The organism is Streptomyces sp. NPDC094034, assembly GCF_040303865.1.
Classification (GTDB): domain Bacteria; phylum Actinomycetota; class Actinomycetes; order Streptomycetales; family Streptomycetaceae; genus Streptomyces.
The window spans coordinates 63398-83690 of record NZ_JBEOUD010000015.1; the positions used below are offsets into that span (position 1 = coordinate 63398).

15 protein-coding genes and 1 riboswitch are annotated in these 20293 nt (G+C 72.2%); of the genes, 11 read left to right on the forward strand and 4 right to left on the reverse strand.

The annotated features are described in order from the left end of the window. Positions 1-72: 72 nt before the first annotated feature. Positions 73-996 (forward strand): DUF6895 family protein, encoded by a 924-nt coding sequence (locus ABTZ59_RS16125; protein ID WP_351396848.1) that lies wholly within the window; start codon positions 73-75, stop codon positions 994-996. Then, the gene (locus tag ABTZ59_RS16130; RefSeq protein ID WP_351396851.1) at positions 993-2195 is read left to right on the forward strand and encodes a serine hydrolase domain-containing protein; all 1203 of its coding nucleotides are present in this window, start codon (positions 993-995) and stop codon (positions 2193-2195) included. The genes ABTZ59_RS16125 and ABTZ59_RS16130 overlap by 4 nt, the downstream gene beginning before the upstream one ends. 24 nt (positions 2196-2219) lie before the next feature. Here the strand turns inward: ABTZ59_RS16130 and ABTZ59_RS16135 are convergent, their stop codons facing one another. After that, on the reverse strand, positions 2220-3614 hold the full coding sequence (locus ABTZ59_RS16135) for an LCP family protein (RefSeq protein WP_351396854.1): 1395 nt from the start codon (positions 3612-3614) through the stop codon (positions 2220-2222). A 283-nt stretch (positions 3615-3897) separates the two neighbouring features. On the opposite strand from ABTZ59_RS16135, the gene ABTZ59_RS16140 reads away from it, so the two are divergent. The 8 genes from ABTZ59_RS16140 to ABTZ59_RS16175 all read left to right on the forward strand — a co-directional run bounded on the left by ABTZ59_RS16140 (position 3898) and on the right by ABTZ59_RS16175 (position 14056). Continuing rightward, complete coding sequence (locus ABTZ59_RS16140) at positions 3898-4464, forward strand: COG4315 family predicted lipoprotein (protein ID WP_351396857.1); 567 nt, start codon at positions 3898-3900, stop codon at positions 4462-4464. Positions 4465-4478: 14 nt separating this feature from the next. Further along, on the forward strand, positions 4479-4964 hold the full coding sequence (locus tag ABTZ59_RS16145; RefSeq protein WP_351396860.1) for a hypothetical protein: 486 nt from the start codon (positions 4479-4481) through the stop codon (positions 4962-4964). Between the two features lie 145 nt (positions 4965-5109). After that, a complete protein-coding gene (locus ABTZ59_RS16150) occupies positions 5110-6471 on the forward strand; it encodes a bifunctional o-acetylhomoserine/o-acetylserine sulfhydrylase (RefSeq protein WP_351396863.1) in 1362 nt (453 codons plus the stop codon). Beyond that, on the forward strand, positions 6468-7625 hold the full coding sequence (metX, locus tag ABTZ59_RS16155) for a homoserine O-acetyltransferase MetX (RefSeq protein ID WP_351397095.1): 1158 nt from the start codon (positions 6468-6470) through the stop codon (positions 7623-7625). The genes ABTZ59_RS16150 and metX overlap by 4 nt, the downstream gene beginning before the upstream one ends. Before the next feature lie 78 nt (positions 7626-7703). Next, a riboswitch (cobalamin riboswitch) is annotated at positions 7704-7950 on the forward strand. 162 nt (positions 7951-8112) lie between these two features. Further along, complete coding sequence (metE, locus tag ABTZ59_RS16160) at positions 8113-10452, forward strand: 5-methyltetrahydropteroyltriglutamate--homocysteine S-methyltransferase (protein ID WP_351396866.1); 2340 nt, start codon at positions 8113-8115, stop codon at positions 10450-10452. Between the two features lie 110 nt (positions 10453-10562). Further along, complete coding sequence (locus ABTZ59_RS16165; protein ID WP_351396869.1) at positions 10563-10922, forward strand: ArsR/SmtB family transcription factor; 360 nt, start codon at positions 10563-10565, stop codon at positions 10920-10922. 98 nt (positions 10923-11020) lie between these two features. Further along, positions 11021-12385, forward strand: a complete 1365-nt coding sequence (locus tag ABTZ59_RS16170) for an MFS transporter (protein WP_351396872.1) — start codon at positions 11021-11023, stop codon at positions 12383-12385. Between the two features lie 393 nt (positions 12386-12778). Further along, entirely contained in the window at positions 12779-14056 is a 1278-nt protein-coding gene (locus ABTZ59_RS16175; protein ID WP_351396875.1) for a YeeE/YedE family protein, read from the forward strand. A gap of 52 nt (positions 14057-14108) precedes the next feature. Here the strand turns inward: ABTZ59_RS16175 and ABTZ59_RS16180 are convergent, their stop codons facing one another. Both ABTZ59_RS16180 and ABTZ59_RS16185 read right to left on the reverse strand, forming a co-directional pair. Continuing rightward, the gene (locus tag ABTZ59_RS16180) at positions 14109-16469 is read right to left on the reverse strand and encodes an alpha-L-fucosidase (RefSeq protein WP_351396878.1); all 2361 of its coding nucleotides are present in this window, start codon (positions 16467-16469) and stop codon (positions 14109-14111) included. Positions 16470-16643: 174 nt separating this feature from the next. Continuing rightward, entirely contained in the window at positions 16644-17615 is a 972-nt protein-coding gene (locus ABTZ59_RS16185; RefSeq protein ID WP_351396881.1) for an ArsR family transcriptional regulator, read from the reverse strand. A gap of 60 nt (positions 17616-17675) precedes the next feature. Here ABTZ59_RS16185 and ABTZ59_RS16190 point away from each other — a divergent pair, with 60 nt between their 5' ends. Next, on the forward strand, positions 17676-18863 hold the full coding sequence (locus tag ABTZ59_RS16190) for an MFS transporter (protein ID WP_351396884.1): 1188 nt from the start codon (positions 17676-17678) through the stop codon (positions 18861-18863). Here ABTZ59_RS16190 and ABTZ59_RS16195 read toward each other — a convergent pair. Continuing rightward, positions 18851-20278, reverse strand: a complete 1428-nt coding sequence (locus tag ABTZ59_RS16195) for a dihydrolipoyl dehydrogenase family protein (protein WP_351396887.1) — start codon at positions 20276-20278, stop codon at positions 18851-18853. The genes ABTZ59_RS16190 and ABTZ59_RS16195 overlap by 13 nt on opposite strands. Positions 20279-20293 lie beyond the last annotated feature (15 nt).

A 20293-nucleotide genomic window follows, 5' to 3' on the forward strand; every position in this document is an offset into this window, starting at 1 on the left:
CCCTCGCCTCCCTCTGATTCTTCGCACCAGCCACCCGGATCCCGCACTAGTACCCGATCGGACCGAGACCCGATGGCCATGCCCGTCACAGAAGCCGCCCACCGGATCGCCGCCCAGGCGCTGACCTGGCTCCATACCCACCGGGAGCACGGCGCCCTGCCGCCCGACACCACCGCCGAACTCGCCGAGCCCGACAGCGTGTACAAACCGCTGGGCGAGACCGCGCTCGCCGCCTCGCTCGTGCTGCGCGAGGGCGTGGCCGGCTCCACCGAACTACGGCTCGCCCGCGAGCTGCTGGACTTCAGCTGGAAGCAACTCGGGGGCGGCGCCATGCTCCACGAGCGGTTGCTGCGCTATCCGATGATGACCGACCCGCTGGAGACATACGCCCACTTCACCCGCTGCGACTACCGCCATGAAGCACTGGACCGGCTGCTGGCGCACACCACCTCGCTGCGCTCGGCGCGGGCGTCGGAGGTGCTGCCCAACCGCCGTCTCGCCGTCGCCAACGCGGCGCGGATCGGCGGATTCGACCAGGGCGGCCTCGCCACCGACTGGGCCGCGCTGTCCCGCGCCACCTGGCTGGGCGCGTGCCCGGAGCCCTGGCTCATCGACTGGATGACCGCCTACTACATGACGCACACCGTCTTCCATCTCACCGACTGGGGGCGGCTGCCCTCGGGGCTGCCGGGGGACGTCGCCCAGTACCTCGGCCGCTGGCTGCCCGTCTGGATCGACATCTGGACCGAGATCGGGGAATGGGATCTGGTGGCCGAGCTGCTGATCGTCAGCAACTGTCTCCCCGAGCCCCGCCGCGATCCGGCGGAGTGGGAGCGGCTGGTCGAGACGCAGCACGAGGACGGGCTCATGCCCCGGGACGGCCGGCCGGTCTGCGACGATCCCGGGGAACGCTTCGCCGCCCACCACCACACCACCGTGGTCGCGGCGGTCGCCGGTACCCTCGCCGTCTCCCGTTCCCTCGGCGCCCGCTCATGACGCTGGGCGCCGCCGGGGCCGAGGAAGCGACCGGAACGGCGGGGCCGGCGGGGCCGGCGGCGGACGGGACCGCGGGGACGACACGGGCGGACGGGGCCGGGATGTACGTGGCGAACGCCGACGACGGTCCGCGCCCGCCCGACTGGGCACGCCGTCCCGCCGACGCCATCAGGGCGGCGGCGCCGCGAGCCGGCGCGGTCGCGGTCGCGCTGCGCCGCGGCGACCGGCGGGCCCTCGTGACGTACGGCAGCACCTCGCACCACGGCGGGATCCCGGTCACGGCCGACACCCGGTTCGAGATCGGTTCACTCACGAAGTGCTTCACGGCGCTGCTGCTCGCCGAGCTGGTGGCCCGGGGCGAGATGGCGTACGGCGATCCCCTGGCCCGGTTCCTGCCGCCGGACTCCCTCCCCCGGCCGCGCGGCGGACCCATCACCCCGCTCCATCTGGCCACCCACACCTCGGGGCTGCCCCGGCTGCCTCCGGGGCTCCTCGGGGGCGCGGCGGCGGACTGGTTCTCCAATCCGTACGCCCATTTCTCCACCACCGATCTGCTGCGCGCCCTGGCGAGGACTCGTCCGCACGCCCGCCCCGGCGAGCGCCTGCGGTACTCCAACTTCGGTGTGGGGCTGCTCGGTCACCTCCTCACCCGCGCCGCGACGGGTGGCCACCAGGGGTACGGGGATCTCCTCACGGCCCGGGTGCTCAATCCGCTCGGGCTGATCCGTACCAGCTGCGGACCGGACCTTCCGCAGGCCACCGGCTACTGGCACGGTCGCGCTCGGCCGCCCTGGCTGATCCCCGGGCTCGCGGGGGCCGGCGCGATCCGGTCCAGCGCGCGCGATCTGCTGGGCCTTCTCGACGCCATGCTGGACAACACTCCAAACGCCCCGTCCGGTTGCCCGCCATCGGCGGCGGTGCCGGCCACCTTGCGTACGGCGCTGGTGGATGTGGTCCGCCCCCGGCTCGCCCTGCGCGACGGCGGCAAACGGCTGGCGCTGATCTGGAACATCCGGGTCCGGCCGGACGGCGATGTCTACCACCATTGCGGCGGCACCCGTGGCTTCAGCGCCTTCGCCGGGTTCAGCCCGCGCCACCGCACCGCCCTCGTCGCGCTGACGAATACGAGCCCGGCGGCCGACCAGGCATTCGTCCAGAGCGCGTACGACGCGCTGCTCGCCCTGGCGCGGCCCGGCTGACGGTCCGTGCGACGGAGTCGCGGGTCACCCCGTGACATCGGGCAGATCGGGGCCGATGGTGAGGGTCAGCGTGCCGGGCCTGGTCCCCTCGGAGGGGGCGGGGTCGAGGCCGGGGAGTCGCGTGGCCAGGGACCGGGCCTGGTCCGCCAGGCCCTCGGGGTAGGTGAGCGTGCTCCGCCCGGCCGCGGCGGGGGCATTGCCGGTCGCCGTGATCCGGAAGCCGAGCGCGCGCAGCCGTTCGGCGGTTTCGCGGGCCTTGCCGGGGACGTCGGTGCCGTTGAGGACGGCGACCTGAACGGTGCCGGCCGCCGGGGGCAGTTGCTCCGCCGCCTTCACCAGGCGGGATCTGGTCATCTCCCGGTCGTTCAGCAGTGCGTTGAACAGTTGCTGGGCGGCGGGCGGGTTCCAGAGGACGTTGGCCGTGTCGCCGGGGACGTCCCTGGCCCGGGGATAGTTCGGGACGGTGAGGAACGTGATCCGTTCGGCGGGCATGCGTTTGATGCCGGAGGCGAGCTTGTAGAGGGGTTCGAGACCGGCCAGTTCGGGGTCGGTGGTCAGTGACTCGGTGGCCGCGTCCAGGAATCCGTAGAGCGCCCGCGGCTGGTACAGCTGGGCCCTGGCCTTGGCGGCGAGGGCGCGCATGAACTCCTGCTGGCGGCCGATCCTGCCGATGTCCGTGCCGTCACCGAGGCTGTAGCGGGCGCGTACGTAACCGAGTGCCTGCTCGTTCTTCAGCGTCTGGCACCCCGCGCGGAGGTCGAGGTGGGCCTTCTTGTCGTGGATGGGCAGCGGGGGGCAGACCTCGACGCCGCCGAGGGCGTCCACCATGCCGGTGAACCCACGGAAGTCCACGATCATGAAGTGGTCGACACGGACACGGGTGTTCTGCTCGACGGTCTTGATCGCGCAGGCGGCGGCCTTGGCGGTGTCACCGGTGGAGCCGCCGATCGCGAACGCTTCGTTGATCTTGAAATGGTGGGGGGTGGAGACAGCGCCGTTGCCCTGGCGGCACGAAGGGATCCGTACCCACGAGTCACGGGGGAACGACACCACGGTGGCCCATTCGCCGCTGCCGCCGATATGCAGCAGCATCAGGGTGTCCGACTGCATGGTGGTCAGGTTCTCGCCAAAGGCCCCGCCCAGCCCCGCACGGCTGTCGGAGCCGATGATCAGGACGTTCTCGCCCCCCTGGGTGGCTTGCGGGCGGTTGTCGCCGAGGGCGTCGTCCACGCCCGCGCCATGGATGTTTCCGCTCAGCGCGGAGTAGAACCAGCCACCGGCCGCGGCCGTGCCCAGCACCAGGGCCGCGGCGGCCAGGGCGAGCCAGCGACCGGCCCGGCGGTACTGGTCCCACCTGCCCGGCCGGCCGCGCGGTGAGGGGGCGGGACGGCCCCTCGGCCTCATCGTTGCTGCGTTCACGGCGTCAATCCCCTTTCGGACGAGGATGGGGAACGGCCCCCCGGCCCGGATCAGTGCGGTGCGCTGTCGGACTCCCCTGTGGTGAACAGCCGACCCGGCCCGCTGGGCACGGTCGGCCGGGGCATCTTCATGTCGCGGGCCGCCCTGACGCGCACGCCGCCCCGTACATTCGGACGGCTCTGTCCGGTGGCCGCGTCGCGGGGCGTGGCGTGTAGTGGGTGGTGCCGCCGTGCTCGGTCGGGCGGCTCGCCGCCCGTGGAGCGGCCGGATCCGAGGAGCCTCGATGGGGACCATCATCAGCCGTGCCACCGCGATGGCCGCGACCCTGCTGTGCGCGGCGACGGCCGTGGGATGTTCGGGCGGCGACGGTGGTGCGCCGGCGAAGAAGTCAGCCGCGGCCGAGCGTCCCGTGGCCGTCACCGCCAGCGCCTCCGCGCGCCCGTCCCCCTCCCCGACAGCCGTCGGCAAGGTGTCCGCGAGATCCACGTCCCTCGGCAAGATCCTGGTCGACGGCGAGGGGCGGACCCTCTATCTCTTCGAGGCGGACAAGGAGAACAAGTCCACCTGTACGGGTGACTGCGTGAAAATCTGGCCACCCCTGCTCACCAGCGGCAAGCCCGAGGCGGGCACCGGCGGGGTGAAGGCGGATCTGCTCGCCACCACCACCCGCGACAAGGGCGCGAAGCAGGTCACTTACAACGGCCACCCGCTGTACCGGTTCACGGGTGACCACAAGCCCGGTGACACCAACGGCCAGGGCGATGTCTCGTTCCACGACACCTGGTACGTCCTCAGCAGGTCGGGCACGAAGAACACCACTCCGCAGCGGAACACCGGCGGCGGTTACTAACCCCGGGAGAAGTGATGTCCTCAGCGCCCTCCGGCGTCCGCTCGGGTTCCGGCCGGAAGCTCCGTGTGCTGCGCGGAGCGGCCCGGCTTCTGGCCGCGGCGGGGCTCGCGTGGGACGCCTATCTCCACGCCCATCTGGCCGACCAGTACGACGTGGTCACCGCGACCATCAGCCAGGGCGACCTCTTCCGTATCGAGGCCGCCCTGGCGTCGCTCGCCGCGCTGCTCGTGCTGGTCTGGCAGCGGCTGCCCGGGGATCTCTTCGCGTGGATGGTCGCGGCCGGCGGGCTGGCGCTGCTGCTGATCTACCGCTATGTCGATGTCGGCCGGCTGGGCCCGATTCCGAACATGTACGAGCCCCTCTGGTTCGGCGACAAGAAGCTCGTCGTCGTCGCCGAGGCGATCGCCGTGGTCGCGACCGCCTTCCTGCTGATCACCCATCCCCTCGCGCAGCGCTACCGCGGCCGTCGCCGCGCGGGCAGACGCCCCCGCCGGACCTGACGGGGCTTCGCCGGACTGCTGTGTATTTCCGCATTGTTGCGGGTTCATGGCCATGCGCGCGGCGCGCTTCCTGCCATGACCCGGTGGCTCTACGGTCCGTAATCAAGCGATTCCGCTGTCCCGAGAAACCCGTGCGAGGCCTGATATGAGCCAGCCCGTCGACTCCATCACCGGGGGACACACTCCCGAGGACATCTCCCGGCAGGACGCCGGTCCCTCATGGTCCTTCGAGACCAAGCAGATCCACGCGGGCGCCGAGCCCGACCCGACGACCGGTGCCCGCGCGGTGCCGATCTACCAGACGACGTCGTTCGTCTTCAAGGACACCCAGCACGCGGCCGATCTGTTCTCCCTCGCCGAGCCCGGCAATATCTACACCCGGATCCACAACCCCACGCAGGATGTGCTGGAACAGCGGATCGCCGCTCTGGAGGGCGGGGTCGCGGCCGTCGCGCTCGCGTCGGGGCAGGCCGCCGAGACGCTGGCGATCCTGACGCTCGCCCGCGCCGGGGACCACATCGTCTCCAGCACCTCGCTGTACGGCGGGACATACAACCTCTTCCGGCACACGCTCCCCCGCTTCGGCATCGAGGTGTCCTTCGTCGACGATCCGGACGACATCGACGCCTGGCGGGCCGCCGTACGCCCCCACACCAAGGCGCTGTTCGCGGAGACGCTGGGCAATCCGCGCGGCAATGTCCTCGACGTACGGGCGGTGGCGGACGCGGCGCACGACGCCGGGCTGCCGCTGATCGTCGACAACACCGTCCCGACGCCCTATCTGCTCCGCCCGATCGAACACGGCGCGGACATCGTGGTGCACTCGGCGACGAAGTTCCTCGGCGGGCACGGCACCACCATCGGCGGGGTGGTGGTCGACGGGGGCACGTTCGACTTCGGCGCGCACACCGAGCGGTTCGCGGATTTCCATACCCCGGACGCCAGTTACCACGGGCTGCGCTACTGGCCTGACCTGGGCCCGGGTGCCTTCGCGGTGAAGCTCAGGGTGCAGTTGCTGCGCGACATCGGCCCCGCGCTCTCCCCGCACTCGGCGTTCCTGCTGCTCCAGGGCGTGGAGACGCTGAGTCTGCGCGTCGAGCGGCACACCTCCAACGCGCTGGCGCTCGCCGAGTGGCTGGAGCAGCGGGACGAGGTCTCCGCCGTCCACTACCCGGGGCTGGCGTCCAACCGCTGGTACCAGGCCGGGCGGCGCTACCTTCCGCACGGCGCCGGCGCGGTCCTCGCGTTCGAACTGCGTGACGGGGTCGAGGCGGGCAAGCGGTTCGTGGACGGGGTCGAACTCTTCAGCCATCTCGCCAATATCGGTGATGTGCGCAGTCTCATCATCCATCCGGCGTCGACCACCCACAGTCAGCTCGGCGAGGAGGAGCTGGCGGCGACGGGCACGGCTCCGGGGCTGGTGCGGCTCTCGGTGGGGCTGGAGAACGTGGCCGATCTCAAGGCCGATCTGGAGGCGGGGTTCCGCGCCGCGAAGGCGTCGTCCTGAACACGTCCGCCGACTCGGCCACGCTCCCCCTCCCGCCGGTCACCGGTGGCTGGCAGGAGGGGGATCCGGCCGGCCGCCGCTCCTGGGTGACGCTCGACGGTCCGCTCCCGCTGGAGGCGGGCGGGGCGCTGCCCGGAGTCCGGCTCGCGTACGAGACATGGGGGCGGCTCGCTCCCGACGGCTCGAACGCGGTGCTGGTCCTGCACGCGCTGACGGGGGACAGCCATGTCGCGGGACCGGCCGGGCCGGGGCATCCCACAGGGGGGTGGTGGGATGCCCTGGTCGGTCCGGGCCGGGCGCTCGACACCACTCGCTGGTTCGTGGTCGCCCCGAATGTGCTCGGCGGCTGTCAGGGCAGTACCGGCCCCTCCTCGGCGCGGCCGGGCGGTGGCCGCTGGGGGCCGGCGTTCCCATATCTGACCCAGCGCGACCAGGTGGCCGCCGAGGCGGCCCTCGCCGACGCGCTGGGGATAGCGCGCTGGGCCGCGGTCATCGGCGGGTCCATGGGGGGTATGCGCGCCCTCGAATGGGCTGTCGGCCGGCCGGAGCGCACCGGCTCGCTGCTGGTCCTCGCGTGTCCCGCCGCCTCCTCCGCGGAGCAGATCGCCTGGGGCGCCGTCCAGATCGCGGCGATCCGTTCGGACCCCGGGTGGCAGGGGGGCCGTTACCACGACGCCCCGGCCGGCGGCGGTCCGCACCGGGGGCTGGGGATCGCCCGGCGCATCGCGCATGTGACCTACCGCAGCGAGCCGGAGCTCGGCGCCCGGTTCGGCCGGGAGCCGCAGCGGGGCGGCCATCCCTGGCAGGGCGGCCGGTACCAGGTCGAGTCGTATCTCGACCATCACGCCGCGAAGCTGGTGCGACGGTTCGACGCGGGCAGTTATGTGACCCTCACCGAAGCGATGAACGGCCATGACGTGGGCCGGGGCCGCGGTGGCGCGGCGGCGGCCCTGCGCCGGGTCCGGATGCCGGCCCTGATCGCGGGGGTCGACTCCGACCGGCTCTATCCGCCGGCCCAGCAGGCGGAGCTGGCCGCCGCCATCCCCGGGGCCGACCGGCTCAGGATCATCGAGTCGCCGTACGGGCACGACGGCTTCCTGATCGAGACCGCGCAGGTGGGCGCTCTGATCGAGGAGCTGCTGTCCGGGGCGTGACGCCCGGTCGGCGGACGGGTCGGGGACCATCGGATGGCCGAAATATGAACCGTGCTGTCGGTGATCCGCTTCAGCGCCTAAGGTGGCTGGTGCAGTCGGTTCGCCCTGCCAGCCGGGCAGGCGCGTCGTAAGAGGGAACCCGGTGGAAATCCGGGACTGCCCCGCAGCGGTGAGTGGGAACGACCGCCGTCATCAGCACTGGGTCCGAGCCGGACCCGGGAAGCGACGGCCAGTAGGAGTCCCTGTCGGTACGCGCGTTCATCCGCGCGTACGGGTACGGGACGCGCCCGCGAGTCCGAAGACCTGCCACTGCCCGCGCGCCACCGGTGCGCGCGGAGATCTCGGTGACCTCGAGGGCGGGTCGGCGTACATATCGGGCGGGTATCCGTGGCGGCACGACGCCGCCGGCCCGCCGGATCTGTTCGGCTCTTCGCGCCCGCGGTCCGTCGCCGGGATCTTGGGAGACATACTCGCGAAGGAGAGTCCCTTGACCACGAAGTCCGCAGCCGCGGCAGCCCGGGCCACCGTGTACGGCTATCCCCGTCAGGGCCCGAACCGGGAACTCAAGAAGGCCGTCGAGGGCTACTGGAAGGGCCGGATCACCGCCGACGCCCTCCGGGACACCGCGGCCGAACTGCGCCGCGCCACCTGGCGCCGGCTCGCCGACGCCGGTGTCCATGAGGTGCCGACCGGTGACTTCTCGTACTACGACCATGTCCTGGACACCAGTGTCATGGTCGGCGCGATCCCCGCCAGGCACCGCGCCGCCGTCGAAGCGGACCCCCTGGACGGGTACTTCGCGATGGCGCGCGGCACGCGGGAGGTGACGCCGCTGGAGATGACCAAGTGGTTCGACACCAACTACCACTACCTGGTGCCGGAGTTGGGGCCCGACACCGTCTTCACCGCCGATTCCGGCAAGCAGGCCGACGAGTTCCGGGAAGCCCTCGCGCTCGGTCTGACGGCACGTCCGGTGCTGGTCGGTCCGGTCACCTATCTGCTGCTGGCGAAGCCGGCCCCCGGGGTCGCCGCCGACTTCGAGCCGCTGACCCTGCTGGACCGGCTGCTGCCCGTGTACGCGGAGGTGCTCGCCGATCTGCGCGCGGCGGGCGCCGAGTGGGTCCAGTTGGACGAGCCCGCCCTGGTGGCGGAGCGTTCCCTGGCCGAACTGAACGCCGCCAACCGCGCCTACCGTGATCTGGGCTCCCTCACCGACCGGCCGAAGCTGCTGGTCGCCTCGTACTTCGACAAGCTCGGCGCGGCCCTGTCCGTACTGGCCAAGTCCCCCATCGAGGGGCTCGGGCTGGACTTCACCGGGCCCGCGGCGGCGAATCTCGATGAGCTGGCGGCGGTCGGCGGCTTGCCCGGCAAGCGTCTCCTCGCTGGTGTGGTCAACGGCCGTAACGTCTGGATCAACGACTTCGAGAAGTCCCTGTCGGTCCTCGGCACGCTCCTCGGCCTCGCCGGACAGGTGGATGTCACGTCCTCCTGCTCCCTGTCGCACGTGCCGCTGGACGTCACGGCCGAGCGCGAGATCGATCCGGGGATCGCCCGCTGGCTCGCCTTCGCCCAGCAGAAGACCGAGGAGATCGTCACGCTGGCCCGTGGTCTGGCGCGGGGCACCGGCGCCATCACGGCCGAACTGGCGGCCAACCGTGCCGACTTGGCTTCAAGGGCGGGATCGGCGCTGACCAACGACCCGGCCGTTCGCGCACGGGCCGCGGCCGTCACGGACGCGGACAGCCGCCGCCCCCAGCCGTACGAGAAGCGTGCGGAGGCCCAACGTGACCGTCTGGGGCTGCCGTTGCTGCCGACGACGACCATCGGCTCGTTCCCGCAGACCACGGAGTTGCGCACGGCCCGCGCCGATCTACGGGCCGGCCGTATCGACGCGGCGGGGTACGACAAGCGGATCGAGGCGGAGATCCGTGAGGTCATCTCGTTCCAGGAGGAGACCGGCATCGACGTCCTGGTGCACGGCGAGCCCGAACGCAACGACATGGTGCAGTACTTCGCCGAACAGCTCGTCGGCTACCTCGCCACGCGGCACGGCTGGGTGCGGTCGTACGGCACCCGCTATGTCCGGCCGCCGATCCTCGCCGGGGACATCTCCCGCCCCGCCCCGATGACAGTGCGCTGGACGGCATACGCCCAGTCCCTCACCGGCCGGCCGGTCAAGGGCATGCTGACCGGCCCGGTCACCATGCTGGCATGGTCGTTCGTACGGGACGACCAGCCGCTCGGTGACACGGCGCGGCAGGTCGCCCTCGCGCTGCGCGACGAGGTCGACGATCTGGAGAGCGCGGGCGCTTGCGTGATCCAGGTGGACGAGCCCGCGCTGCGTGAGACGCTGCCGCTGCGGGCCCGTGATCACCAGGCGTATCTCGACTGGGCGACCGAGGCGTTCCGCATCACCACCGGCGGGGTCCGCGCGGACACCCAGATCCATACGCATATGTGCTACGCGGAGTTCGGTGACATCCTTCCCGCGATCGACGCGCTGGACGCCGATGTGATCAGTCTGGAGGCCGCGCGCTCCCATATGCGGGTCGCCGACGAACTGGCCGAGGCGGGCTATCCGCGCGAGGTCGGCCCGGGTGTGTACGACATCCACTCACCCCGCGTCCCGTCCACCGGGGAGGTGGTGGACCTGCTGCGCAAGGGACTTGGGGCGGTGCCGGCCGAACGGCTCTGGGTCAACCCGGACTGCGGGCTGAAGACCCGTGGCTGGCCGGAGGTCCGTGCCGCGCTGGAGAACCTGGTCGCGGCGGCCCGGGAGGTCCGGGCCACGCTCCCGGCCCCGGCCCCGGCCTCACCGACACCGTGACACCGGGCCCGCGGCCCCGCCCTCCCCGGTCAGGGGGCGGCGGGCGCCGCGGGCTCGCGGCGGCGACGGCGGCCGGGGAGCGTTTCCCGCGCCGCGCCTACGATGGGCCCATGCCCGGACGCCATGGATCCTCACCAGCGAGCGATGCGCATCAACACACGCCCGGCACCTCCGAACTGGCCGCGGCGGCGGCGGTGTTCTCGCTGCTCGCCGACCCCACCCGACTGCATCTGGTGTGGCTGCTGACCCGGGGTGAGTCCGATGTGACCGCGCTGGCGGCCGCGTGCGGAGCGGCGCGGCCCGCGGTGAGTCAGCATCTGGCCAAGTTGCGGCTGGCGGAGCTGGTGCGGTCGCGCAAGGACGGCCGTCATGTCGTGTACGCGCTCACGGACGGACATCTCCGCCGACTGGTGGTGGAGGCGATCAGCCACGCCAACCACCAGGTCACCGGCGAGCCTTGGCACGACTGAGCCTCCCGGGCCGCGGTGGCGCCCCCAACACGTGCGTGGATGCGCACATGTGCATTAGATTGGGATGACGCACCCGACCGTCGGCCAAGGACAGTCGCATGTTCGCTGTGCTGCGCAACCGCACCTATCGGCATCTGTTCACGGCCCAGGTCGTCGCGCTCGTGGGCACCGGGCTCGCCACCGTCGCGCTGAGCCTGCTCGCCTACGACCTGGCGGGAGCGGACGCGTCCGCCGTCCTCGGGACGGCCCTGGCCATCAAAATGGTCGCGTACGTGGGCATCGCGCCCCTCGTCGGCGCCCTCGCCGGCCGGATTCCACGGCGCGCGCTGCTGGTGTCGATGGATCTGCTCCGCGCCGGTGTCGCGTTCTCGCTCCCCTTCGTCACCCAGGTGTGGCAGGTCTATGTCCTGATCTTCCTGCTCCAGTGCGCCTCGGCGGCCTTCACCCCGGCGTTCCAGGCGACGATTCCGCGACTGCTGCCCGAGGAGCGCGACTACACGCGGGCCCTGTCGCTCTCGCGGCTGGCGTACGACCTGGAGAGTCTGTTCAGCCCTGCGCTGGCGGCCGGGCTGCTGACCGCGATCTCCTACAACTGGCTGTTCGCGGGCACCGCGCTGGGCTTCCTCGCCTCGGCCACGCTGGTGGTCTCCGTACTGCTGCCCGCACCCGCACCGGTGGAACGCACCGGGAGCGGGCGCCCCAAGGCGTCCATGGGCGCCCGGCTGTTCTTCGCCACCCCCAGGCTGCGGGCCCTGCTCTGCCTCGATCTGGCGGTGGCGGCGGGTGGCGCCATGGTCACCGTCAACACGGTGGTGCTGGTGCGCGACAGCCTCCACCGGAGCGCCGGCGACATCCCTTGGGCGCTGGGCGCCTTCGGCGGCGGGTCCATGGCCGCCGCCCTGCTGCTGCCCCGCCTGCTGGACCGGGCCGGCGACCGGGCGCTGATGCTGCCCGCGGCGTTCGTGCTGCCCGGTGTGCTGGCCGCGCTCTCGCTGGGCACGGCCGTGGCGCCCGGCCGGTGGGCATGGCCCGCCCTGCTCGCCGCCTGGGCCCTGCTGGGAGCCGCCTCGTCCGTGGTGCTCACGCCGAGCGCGCGCCTGCTGCGCCGCTCCGCGACGGCCGCCGATCTGCCGGCCGCCTTCGCCGCGCGATTCTCGCTGTCCCACGGCTGCTGGCTGCTCAGCTATCCCCTGGCGGGGTCGCTGGCCGTATGGGCGGGCCTGTCCACGGCGGCCGGAGCGCTGGCCGGGGTCTCGCTGGCCGCGGCCGTCGCGGCGGTCGTCCTCTGGCCGCGCCGGGACCCCGGCCACCTCGGTCATGTGCACAGCGCACTCCCCGCCGGACATCCGCACGTACGGGACGCGGTGGCCACCGGCGCCGGGTGGTGGCACGGTCACGACTACCGTATCGACGCCCTCCACACGCGCTGGCCCGCGTCGGCGCGGAGCTCCGCCAAGGTCTGACGGCGTCCCGGCGGGCCCGGCGGTGCGCACCGACCGTATGGCGAGACACCGCTCCACAAGGCGGAATCCGGCCGTTATGCTCATCCGCATGTCCGCACCCGCTCGCCTCCTCTGTCTCGCGCTCTTCGCGAACTCGGCGTGGTGTGTCGACGACGGCCTCTGTCGCCGCTCAACCTGTCGTCGCTGATTCGGTCGCCGCCGAACCCGTAACCGACGAACACGTACTGACGAACACCGTTGTCCGCGGAACCCGTGTGCGCGGGATGCCGGACGTCCGCCGCTCCGGCCGTCGGCGGCCAACTCCTGATGCGCCGGCCCCTTCCGTACCCCGTCCCGTACCCCGTACCCCGTACCCCGTTCCCGTCCCGCACCCCGTCCCCGGAGACCCCCGCGATGACCGCACCGTCCGTGGAGGCGACGAAGCCCGCCGCCCTGCTCGCCCCCTCCCCCACCTCCCTGCCCCGTCCCGAGGCACCCCCCGCCCCGCCCGTGCGCCGGGTGCCGCTCGCCGTGTCCGCGCTGATCGCCGTGGCGCTGACCGGTTATGTGTGGTCCGCCCATGGGGCGCGGCCCGGTGTGCTCCTGCTGCTCGGCCTCGGTCTCGGCGTGGCGCTCTTCCACTCGCGCTTCGGCTTCACCTCCGCGTGGCGGCAGCTCGTCGCCGTCGGCAATGGCACCGGACTGCGCGCCCACACCCTGCTGCTCGGGACCACGGCGACCCTGTTCGCGCTGCTGATCGGCACCGGCACCGGGCTGTTCGGTTCGGTGCCCGCGCCGTCGGCCGGGCCCCTGGGCGTGGGGCTGCTGGCCGGTTCGTTCCTGTTCGCCGTGGGCATGCAGCTCGGCGGCGCGTGCGCCTCGGGCACCCTGTTCGCGGTCGGTTCCGGGCAGTCGTCGATCGTGCTCACCCTGGGTGGCTTCATCGCCGGCTCGACGCTCGCCGCCTGGCAGTTCGGCCTCTGGAAGGACCTGCCCGCGTTCGAGCCGGTCGTCCTGGCCGACCACATCGGCTGGTTCGGCTCCTGGGCCGTGACCATGCTGGCGCTCGCGCTCATCGTGCTCGTCTCGCGGCGCGTCCAGGCCCGCCGCAACCCGCCGCCCATCGGTCCCGTACCGTCCGCGCGCGGCGCCGCCGCACGGGTGCTGCGCGGCTCCTGGCCGCTGGCCGCCGGCGCTCTGGCGCTGTCCGTGCTCGGCGCCGGTGTCCTGCTGGTCTCCGGTGGCGCCTGGGGCGTCACCAGCGCGTTCAGCCTCTGGGGCGCCGAGCTGGTACGTGCCCTCGGTGGCCATCCGGAGACCTGGACGTTCTGGCAGCAGCCCAACAACGCGCAGATGCTGGCGGGCCCGGTGCTCGCCGACAAGAACAGCCTGACCGACATCGGCATCATGATCGGCGCGGCGGTGGCGGCGGCGCTCGGCGGCACGTGGACGCTCCATCGTGGCGTGCCGTGGCGGACCGCCGTCGCCGCGGTGCTGGGCGGTGTGCTGATGGGTGTCGGCGCCCGGCTGGCCGGTGGCTGCAATATCGGCGCCTATCTGGCGGGCATCGCCTCGGGCAGTCTGCACGGCTGGATCTGGGGGGCCGTCGCGATCCTGGGCACCTGGGCCGGCCTGCGGCTGCGTCCGCTGTTCGCGCTGAGCAACCCCAAGCCGGGGGACGGTATCTGCTGACCACCGGGCCGGGGGCGGGTGCCGACTCCCGCCCCCGGCCCCCCTTACCGCCTCAGGACCGCCAGTCGATCTTGAACACCCAGACGTGCTGCCCGGACCCGCGCGCCGCCGACGGCACGTCGACGACCAGCTTGCCGCCGGTCGTACGCCAGCTCAGCGGCCGGTCGTGGCCGAGCAGAGTCACCCGGTCCCCGGGCCTGACGGGCACCGGGGCCCCGACCGTCAGGGTGCTGCCCGGCCGGGTGAGCGAGTGGATGTAGAACGCCTTCTCCGGCCTGACCGTGAAGCGCAGGTCCTCGCCGAGCTGCGGCATCCTCGCCCAGTACGTACTGCCGTAGATCGCCTCGCCGTTGACCTTCAGCCACTCCCCGGTCTCCCGGAGCCTGCGCTCCATGATCTCGGGGATGGTGCCGTCCGCCCGGGGGCCGATGTCGAGCAGGAAGTTGCCGTTCTTGGAGACGATGTCGACGAGGGAGTGGATGACTTCCTCGGTCGTCATGTACTTGTCGTCGGGAGTGGCCTGGTTGTAGCCGTAGGAGCGCGGGTCGAGCCCCCGGCTGGCCTCCCACTTCGCGGTGACGACCGTGTCGTACGTCGTGTACTCGGGCGTGGTGAAGTCGTGCGGGCCGATGCCCGAGCGGTTGTTGACGGTCACCTCGATGGGGCGTGCGCGGTTCTTCGCGTGGTTGAAGTACTCCGCCAGGACGCGATGGCTGTCGTTGTCGCCGCCGATGTCGCACCAGAGGATCTCGGGGTCGTATCCCTCGATCAGTTCCAGCATCTGCGCGGCCTGGAGGTCCTTGATGTAGTCCTGGCCCGCGAAGTGGCCGGTGTAGGGGACGGGTTCCAGGGTGTACGGATTGCGCGGCGCGTGCCCCTGCCACGGGTGGTCGGGGTTGAACCACTCCGGCATCGAAAAGTACAGACCTCGGTGCAGCTGCGGGGTGTAGCGGCGGGAGGCGTCGAAGAGCTCCCTGATCAGATCGCGCCTCGGGCCCATCTTCACCGAGTTGCGGTCGGAGACCTTGGTGTCCCAGAGGGCGAATCCCTCGTGGTGCTTGGAGGTCAGCACGTGGTATTGGGCGCCGGCGTCCCGGAACAACTCCACCCAGGAGCGTGGGTCGAAGCGCTCGGCGCGGAAGCGCGGGATGAAGTCGTCGTAGGCGAACGACTCTCCGTAGGTCTGGCGGTGGTACGCGTGCGTGGGGTTGTTCGGGTCCTGCATCTGGGACCAGTACCACTCGGCGTACTGCACGCCGACCGGCGCCCACGCGGGCACGGAGTAGATCCCCCAGTGGATGAAGATGCCGAACTTCGCGTCCTGGAACCAGTACGGCGCCTGATGCGTGTTCAGGGAGTCGTCGGTCGGCAGGAAGTCGGGCACTCCCAGGGTGAGGGAACGGCGGACCTCGGCAGCCTGCTGCCCCCGCCCCCGGGCGACGATCCGGCCGTCCCTGCTGGTCCCCGGCGCGGTCCCGGGGCCGGGGCGGATGCCGATCCGTACGCGGGTCTCCTCGCCGGGAGCGAGCCGGGTGACACGGGCCGGCGCGACCGTACGGGCGCCCGGGACGTCCACGGAGAGGCTGAGCCCGTCGGCGGCGAGGATGCCCACCGTTCCCGCGTTGACGACCGTGGCCTCGACGCTCTGCGCGCCGTGGTCCAGCGCGGAGGTCGTCGAGCGCGCGCCGCGTACCGCCAGGGCCCGCCCCTCGACGGCCGGTTGGAGGGAGAGCGCGAAGACGTGCAGCGAGGAGGAGTTCGCCTCGGCGGGGCGGGTGACCGGCAGGGTGAGTGCCACCGCCTCCCTGCCCGGGTCGATGGCGATCGTGGCGGCGGCGATCACGACCTGGTGCGGGTCCTTGGCGCCGGTGGGGTCGTAGCGGTACGGGGCGACGAGGGCACCCTTGCCCCCGTACCAGTCGGGGCCGCCGAGTGCGCCGGTCGAGGTGGTGCCGTCCGCGTAGTGGACGGTGGCCTCTCCCGAGGTCTCGCCATAGCTGCTGGCGGTCAGGAAATGGCCGGACAGATAGTGGCCCGGCGGCAGTTCGAGGCGCTGTCCGAGAGCGACGATGTTGTTCTTCGCGCCCGCCGTGGCGGCCGGAAAGAGATAGGCCAGTCCGTCGATCTCCACCTCCCCGGCGGGCAGTTCCTCGCCGGGAAAGGTGTAGCCGGAGCCGTCGAAGTTCCCACCGCGGGCGTCCGCGGTGTCGATGCCGTCGTTGTCGAACCAGCTCTCCAGGGGCACGGGGAGAGCGGCCGGGACCGTGCCCCAGTCACCGCCTCCCCCCTCCGTATCCGCCCCTGGCAACGTGGTGCGCGGACTCGCGTCGGCGGTGGCCGGGTGGACCAGAGCGGCGCCGATTGCCGCCCCTGCCGTCATTCCGAGTACATGGCGTCTGGGAAATTCCGTCATGAGATCCGATGATTAAAGCATGTCCTGAACCTGTCAATGCTCCTTTCAGGACCGGATTCGGTTGCCGCGTCCATATCCATCGGATGAATCGGCGACCACGAAGCCCCCGCGGGGGCGGCTCGGGCGGCCCGGGGCGGCTGGCGACCGCTCGCGACGGTGCGGGATACGCCTCCCTCACTCACGCCGTTGGGCATCCATCAGGACCTGCCCGGCGTCCGTGCGGTAATAGAGCACGGACCGCCCGCTACGTCGGCGCCGCACCAGCCCCGCGTCGAGCAGCACCTTGAGATGGCGGCCCACCGACCCCAGTCCCTGCCCGGTCAGCGCCACCAGCTGCGTGGTGCTCTTCGGCGCGTCCAGGAGGACGAGGACGCCCGCCCGTGCCGTCCCGAGCAGCGCGCCCAGGGACTCGGGCACCGGCGCCCGGTCCGGCTCGGCCAGCGCGCCCGAGCACGGGTACACCACGGCGTACCGGTGCGCGGTGTCCCAGGAGACCCAGCCACGGCCGGGGGTGACCGGGACGAACATCAACCGCGCCCCGGACAGCTCCAGTTGCGGATAGTCCTCCGCGTTGATCCGCAGCCGGCCCTCGCCCTGCCAGCGCATTCCCGGGCGCAGGCCGTCCAGAGCGGCGGCCCAGCCACCCTGGCTCAACTGCCCTGTCCGCGCGACGACATCGGCCTCGATGATGCCCCGCCGCCGCGGCCAGTGGGGCAGGACCGTCTCCGTCCACACCCACGCCAGCAGATCGGCGGCGCGCGTCGGCAGATCGGACCGGCGCAGCCGGGCGGGGAGCGGTCCCGCCAGCGACTCGGCCAGATCGGCGCGGGCCGTCTCGGCGGGCGTCTCGCGGATCCGCGCCAGCTCGTCCGTGAACGTCTGCTCGCCCTCACCCGTCGGCGTGGGGGTGAGGAAGGTCGCGTTCCAGCCGCGCCCCAGCCCGGCCCGTACGAGCAGCGCGGTGACCGGGTCGTCGGCCAACCGCTCCCGGTAGACGGGCAGATACGCGTCGAGCCAGGCACGCTCGCCCGGATGCGCGGCGGTGCCCCGCTCCAGGATCTTCAGGCTCGCGGTGGTCTCGGCGAGCGGGGACACGACGAACCGGCTCTCCGCGAGCGTGTCCGCGCTGACCAGCCAGTACCCCAATGGTTTCGCCTCCCCGCGAAACAGTAACGCTCTCGCGGAAGTGCCGCTGAGACTCCGGCCATGCGCACCTATCAAGATCTCTTCCGGACACCGGAGTTCACCCCGCTGTTTCTCACCTCCGCCGGGCAGACGGCGGCCCAGGCGGTGAGCGGACCGGCCCTGGGCATACTGATCTACACCGAGACCGGCTCGCCCCTGCTCTCCGGCCTCGCCATGTCCGGCCCGGCCCTCGCTCAGGCGGTCGGCGCGGCCACCCTGCTGTCGGCGGCCGACCGGCTGCCGCCGCGCGCCGCGCTGACGGGCACGGCGCTGCTCTTCGCCCTCGGCACCGCCCTCCAGGCCGTCCCGGGCCTGCCCGGGTGGGCCGTCTTCGCGGTCCTTCTGGGCCTCGGGACGATCGCCTCGCCGGTCGGCGGGGTGCGCTACGGGCTGCTGAACCAAATTCTCCCCAGGAAGGGTCATCTGCTGGGCCGCTCCCTGTTCAATATGTCCGCCGGTGCCACACAGATCGGCGGATTCGCCGTCGGCGGTGTGCTGGTGGCCGCCCTGGCGCCGCGCGGCACCCTGCTCGTCGGCGCCGCGCTGTATCTCGTCTCGGCCGCCGTGGCCCGGTGCGGTCTGGCCCGGCGCCCGCCGCGCGCCACCGGGCGGCCGTCGGTGCGCGAGACCTGGCGGAACAACGTGTCGTTGCTGTCCCCCGGGCCCCGTCGCCACGTGTATCTCGCCCTCTGGGTGCCGAACGGGCTGATCGTCGGCTGCGAATCCCTTTTCATCCCCTACGCGCCCCAGCACGCGGGGCTCCTCTTCACCGTCGCGGCGCTCGGCATGCTGGCCGGGGACGTCGCGATCGGCAGGTTCGTCCCCTCGCGGTGGCGCGGACGGCTCGGCATACCGCTGTGCCTGCTGCTCGCCGCCCCGTACCCGCTCTTCGCCCTGCGCCCGGCGCTGCCGCTCGCGGTGGCCGCCGTCGTCCTCGCCTCGGTCGGCTACGCGTCGAATCTGCTGCTCCAGGAGCGGCTGATGGCCATCACACCCGAGGAGCTGAGCGGCCACGCCCTCGGGCTGCACACCTCCGGGATGCTCACCATGCAGGGTGTGGGGGCGGCCCTCGCGGGAGCCGTCGCCCAGCACACCTCGCCCTCGACGGCGATGGCGCTGACGGCGACGGCCTCCCTCGCGGTCACTCTGGCCCTGGCCGGTGGTCTTCGCGGCCGTGGGTCACACCCGGACGCGCCCTACCCCCGGTAGGTCTCCAGCAGTCGCAGCCACACCTCGCTGATCGTCGGGTACGCCGGAACCGCGTGCCACAGGCGGTCGATCGGGACCTCGCCGACGACCGCGATCGTGGCGGAGTGGAGCATTTCGCCGACGGCGGGACCGGTGAAGGTCACGCCCCGCAGGATCTCACGGTCCAGGTCGACGATCATGCGGGCCCGGCCTCGGTAGCCGTCGGCGTAGAGGGCCGCGCCCGCGACCCCGGCCAGGTCGTAGTCGACCGCGCGGACGCGATGGCCCGCCGCCTCGGCCTCGGCGAGGGTGAGGCCCACGGAGGCGACTTCCGGCTCGGTGAAGACGACCTGGGTGACGGCGAGATGGTCGGCGGTGGCGGCGTGGTTGCCCCAGGGGCCGGCGTCCAGGGTCGGTACGCCCTGGGCCCTCGCCACGATCGCGGCTCCCGCGATACGTGCCTGGTACTTGCCCTGATGGGTGAGGAGGGCGCGGCGGTTGACGTCCCCGACCCCGTAGAGCCAGTCGCTGCCCTCGACCCGGCAACTGTCGTCGACGGTCAGCCAGGAGCCCGGTTCCAGGCCGACCGACGCGAGACCGAGGTCGTCCGTGCGCGGGGCGCGCCCGGTGGCGAAGAGGACCTCGTCGCACTCGATACGCTCGCCGTCGGCCAGCGTCACGGTCACGGTACCGGTGCCGCCGTCGCGCTCGACCGCGCTGACCGAGGCGCCCGTTCGGACCGTGGCGCCCGCCTTGGTCAGCGACTTGGCGACCAGCTCACCGGCGAAGGACTCCATCCTCGGCAGCAGACGGTCACCGCGGACCAGCAGCGTGACATCGGAGCCGAGCGCCCGCCACGCGGTGGCCATCTCCACGCCCACCACTCCCCCGCCGACGACCACGAGCCGCCCCGGAACACGCGAGGAACTGGTCGCCTCGCGGCTGGTCCAGGGCTTGATGGCGGCGAGTCCCGGGAGATCGGGCAGTACGGCCCGGCTGCCCGTACATACGGCGACGGCGTGGCGGGCGATCAGGACCTGGGTGTCGCCCTCGGGCCCCGTGACGGCGACCTTCTTCGCGCCGTCCAGCCGGCCGTGTCCTCGGTAGAGGTCGGCGCCGATCCCGTCGAGCCACGCGACCTGGCCGTCGTCCTTCCAGTGCTTGGTGAACTCGTCACGGTGGGCGAGTACGGCCTCGGCGTCCAGCGGCCCCCGCACGGCCTGGCTCACGCCCGGGACCCTGCGGGCGTCGGCGCGGGTGATCGCCGGGCGGAGCAGGGCCTTGCTCGGCATACAGGCCCAGTACGAGCACTCGCCGCCGACGAGCTCGCTCTCGACGACCGCCGTGCTGAGCCCGGCCGCCCTGGCCCGGTCGGCGACGTTCTCACCGACCGGTCCCGCGCCCAGCACCACAACGTCGTACTCCAAGGTTTCCATGGCATGTGTCATAGG